4 protein-coding genes and 1 pseudogene are annotated in these 3661 nt (G+C 69.4%); 4 read left to right on the top strand and 1 reads right to left on the bottom strand.

Going from position 1 to position 3661, the window contains the following annotated elements; genetic code table 11:
- From C1I93_RS31840 to C1I93_RS29430, 4 genes and pseudogenes are all read left to right on the top strand, one after another.
- Positions 1–618 (top strand): annotated as a pseudogene (locus tag C1I93_RS31840) (S8 family serine peptidase); the annotation flags it as partial.
- A 145-nt stretch (positions 619–763) separates the two neighbouring features.
- Entirely contained in the window at positions 764–1123 is a 360-nt protein-coding gene (locus C1I93_RS29440; RefSeq protein ID WP_111246518.1) for a GntR family transcriptional regulator, read from the top strand.
- Positions 1120–2040 (top strand): ABC transporter ATP-binding protein, encoded by a 921-nt coding sequence (locus C1I93_RS29435; protein WP_111246517.1) that lies wholly within the window; start codon positions 1120–1122, stop codon positions 2038–2040. The genes C1I93_RS29440 and C1I93_RS29435 overlap by 4 nt, the downstream gene beginning before the upstream one ends.
- Positions 2037–2729, top strand: coding sequence for a hypothetical protein (locus tag C1I93_RS29430; RefSeq protein ID WP_111246516.1), 693 nt, complete (start codon positions 2037–2039; stop codon positions 2727–2729). Before C1I93_RS29435 ends, C1I93_RS29430 begins: the two co-directional genes overlap by 4 nt.
- Before the next feature lie 306 nt (positions 2730–3035).
- On the opposite strand, the gene C1I93_RS29425 is transcribed toward C1I93_RS29430, so the two are convergent.
- The coding region (locus tag C1I93_RS29425) for a CBM20 domain-containing protein (RefSeq protein WP_258378374.1) at positions 3036–3661 on the bottom strand (626 nt) is incomplete at its 5' end.

Raw genomic sequence — 3661 nt, 5'->3', positions numbered from 1 at the left:
GCGGCCCGGATCGAGGACGTGATCCTGGTGGACGTCCCGCTGTTCGGTGACGCGGCCGGGCACGGCGGCTACTCGGCCGCGGACACCGGTCGGACCGCGCTCTACCGGGGTGACGAATTGGTCGGCGAGTCGACGGTTCCCGCCGACGCCGGGTTCGGCTTCTTCGAGGTGCCGGCCGAGGAGGCGGCGTACCGGCTGGAAGCCTCGGCGGAGCGCAGCACCGAGCTGTCCACCAAGGTCGCCCTGAACTGGACGTTCCGGTCCGGGCGGCCAGCCGGCGAGGACTGGGAGCAACTGCCGGTGATGGTGGTGGGGTACGACCCGAAGCTGGACGGCAACGCGGCGGCACCGGCCGGTGAGCGATTCGACATCCCGCTGCGGATCGTCGGCAACGCCGGCGTGACGGTCGCGCCGAAGCAGGTCGCCACGCAGGTGTCGTACGACGACGGCAAGACCTGGCAGCCAGCCGAGGTCCGGGCCACCGGCAAGAACTGGACCGCCACGGTCACCCATCCCGATGGCGCCGGCTACGTCTCGCTGCGTACCTCGGTCACCGACAAGCAGGGCAACACCATCGATCAGACGATCATCCGGATGTACCGGCTGACCGGTAACTGATCACCGTTCCCTTCTCCCCGTGCCGCCCGGTCACCTGACCGGGCGGCACGGCCGTGTCTTGACAGCAGACGTATCGTGGTTGCATGGTTAGTTACATGAGTAGTGAACCGGCTAACCAGGGTGGCGAACCAGGGGGGCGAACGTGATGGAGGACGGGCGGCCGATCTTCCTCCAGATCGCGGAGCTGCTGGAGAACTCGATCCTGGACGGGACCCTCGCCGAGGAGGAACAGGTGCCGTCGACGAACGAACTGGCGGCCTTCCACCGGATCAACCCCGCGACCGCCGCCAAGGGCGTCAACAAGCTGGTCGACGACGGAACGCTCTACAAGAAACGAGGAATCGGGATGTTCGTCTCCTCCGGCGCCCGCGCCAAACTGCGCGGCCGACGCCGCGACGACTTCGCCCGGCAGTACGTCCAACCGCTGCTCACCGAGGCACGCAAGCTCGGCATCGACCCGACCGAACTGAAACACATGATCGACACGTGGGAGCAGGCCCGATGAGCCCGGTCATCAGCGTCACCGACCTCACCAAGCGATACCGTGGCGGCGTCACCGCGCTGGACCGGGTCAGCTTCTCGCTCACCGAGAACCGGATCTACGGCCTGCTCGGACGCAACGGTGCCGGCAAGACCACCCTGATGCAGATCCTCACCGCACAGAACTTCGCCACCTCCGGCGAGGTGCGGGTCTTCGGCGAGCACCCGTACGAGAACGAGCGGGTGCTCGCCCGGACCAGCTTCATCAAGGAGAGCCAGACCTACCCGCCCGTCCGGGTGCACCACGTGCTGCGTGCGGCCAGCCTGATCCACCCCGGCTGGGACGAGGAGTTCGCCCAACAGTTGGTCGACGACTTCCGGCTGCCGTCGCGACGCAACGTCCGCAAACTGTCCCGGGGCATGCTCTCCGCGCTCGGCATCATCATCGGGCTGGCCTCCCGGGCCCCTCTCACCTTCTTCGACGAGCCGTACCTCGGTCTGGACGCGGTGGCCCGGCAGATCTTCTACGACCGGCTGCTGGCCGACTACACCGAACATCCCCGCACCATCGTGCTCTCCACCCACCTCATCGACGAGGTGAGTGAGCTGATCGAGCACGTCCTGCTGATCGACGCCGGCCGGCTGCTGCTGGACGCCGACGCGGAGACCCTGCGTGGTCAGGTGCTCACCGTCTCCGGCCCGGTCGCTTCCGTGGACGAGTTCGCCCGTACCGGCACGGAGCTGCACCGGGTGCGGCTCGGCGGGACGGCCCGCGCCACCGTACGCGGCGACTTCGGCCCGGCCGACCACGACCGGGCCCGGACCCTCGGCCTGGCGCTGGAAGCGTCCTCGCTCCAGGACACCGTCGTCCGCCTGACCACCGCGACCAACGGCGCCGCACCCGCCATCACCGGTGCCACCAGCAAGGAGGCTCACCGATGAATCGCGCCCTGACGGTCGCCCGGCTCCAGTTCGTCGCCTGGCCCTTCGTGGTCGGTTGGCCCTGGGGCATCCTCGCCCTCAGCTTCTTCATCAACCTGGCGCTCTTCGCCTCGATCGGAGACATCGACCCGGCACCCGTCACCGGCGGTCTGGCCAGCATCTACATCGTGATGCTCGTCGCCTCCACGCAGACCATCATGCAGGACTTCCCGTTCACCATCGGGTTGGGAGTGTCGCGCCGCAGCTTCTACCTCGGCAACCTGCTCCAGTTCACGACCCAGGCGATCGGCTACGCGGCGGTGCTCTACCTGCTGGCCGTGGTCGAGGAGGCCACCGGCGGCTGGGGCATCGACCTGACCTTCTTCGGCCTGCCGTTCCTGCTGGTCGACAACCCGGTGCTGCGGTACCTCGCCTTCGCCATCCCGTTCCTGCTGCTCGGCTTCCTCGGCATCGCCATCGCGCTGGTGTTCAAGCGCTGGGGTGTCAACGGCATTCTCACCCTGACCACTGCGACCATTGTCGGGTTCGGTGGGCTGGGCGTCCTCGCCACCTGGCGGGGCTGGTGGCCGGCGATCGGCGGCTGGTTCGCCGACCAGCCCGGCGGCGCCCTGCTGGTCGGCTATCCGGCGCTGCTCGCCCTCCCGCTCGCCGCCGCCAGCTACCTGATCATCCGCCGCGCCACCCCATGAAAGGAGGGGTCCCCTGCTAACGCCTCGTGTAGAGCAGGGGCCCCCTATTAACACCACGACCAGCTGAGCACGCAGGACCAGGTGAGCACGCAGGACCAGCTGAGCATGCACGTCCAGCTGAGCGCGCACGACCAGCCGGGCATGCACGAGCGACCGAGCACTGTGGGGCGCATCGGGTGCGGCTGGGCGACTGCGCAACGGGGGCGGCCCCTCCCGACCGGTTGGTCGGGAGGGGCCGTGCGGTGGTGGTGGCGGTCAGCGCCGGGCCTGGGTCAGCGCCGAGCCTGGGTCAGCGCCGAGCCTGGGTCAGCGCCAGGTGTCGGTGAGGGTCGGCGACCCGGTGGCGGTGGCCGTACGGTTCGCGCCCGACTCCCAGACCACCTGGCCGGAGTCGGTGCGTTTGACGTACTTGTAGGAGAAGGCGGTGCCGGCCGGCAGGCTCAGCTCGCCGGTCCAGACCGGGTAACCGGTGGGCGAGAGCCGTACGCCCCGGGCCGGATCCCAGCCACCGAGCGCGGGCAGGTCACCGACGACGTAGACGTGCTGCCCGGGGATGGTGCTGGCGGTGACCTGGAAGGAGACCGTGGCGTCGCCGGCGGACTGGTGCTGGTTCCAGGTGACGGTGAAGGCGGTGCCGCCGGTGCCGGTGCGGTTCGGGTCGTTCTCCCACTGCACCGCGCCGTTGCCGACCTTCACCAGCTTCCACTCGAAGGCGGTGCCGGCCGGGATCTCCACCGACCCGGTCCAGGTCGGGTAGCTGCCCGACGTGGTGGTCAGCTTCACCCCGTTGGCCGGGTTCCAGGAGCCGAGCTGGGGCAGCGAGCCGACCACGTACACCTCCTGGCCGGGGTTGGTGGTCACGCTCGCGGTGAACCGGGTGGACCCGGCCGGCTGGGAGGGGCTCGCCGTCGGCGTGGGGGAAGCGGTGGGGG

It is taken from the genome of Micromonospora endophytica, from assembly GCF_003236305.1.
GTDB lineage: Bacteria > Actinomycetota > Actinomycetes > Mycobacteriales > Micromonosporaceae > Micromonospora > Micromonospora endophytica.
This window is presented reverse-complemented; position numbering and strand designations above follow the sequence as displayed.

Excerpts from the sequence above, each read along its gene's own strand:
- C1I93_RS29440 (WP_111246518.1), top strand. The coding sequence starts at position 764 with ATGGAGGACGGGCGGCCGATCTTCCTCCAGATCGCGGAGCTGCTGGAG.
- C1I93_RS29435 (WP_111246517.1), top strand. The coding sequence starts at position 1,120 with ATGAGCCCGGTCATCAGCGTCACCGACCTCACCAAGCGATACCGTGGC.
- C1I93_RS29430 (WP_111246516.1), top strand. The coding sequence starts at position 2,037 with ATGAATCGCGCCCTGACGGTCGCCCGGCTCCAGTTCGTCGCCTGGCCC.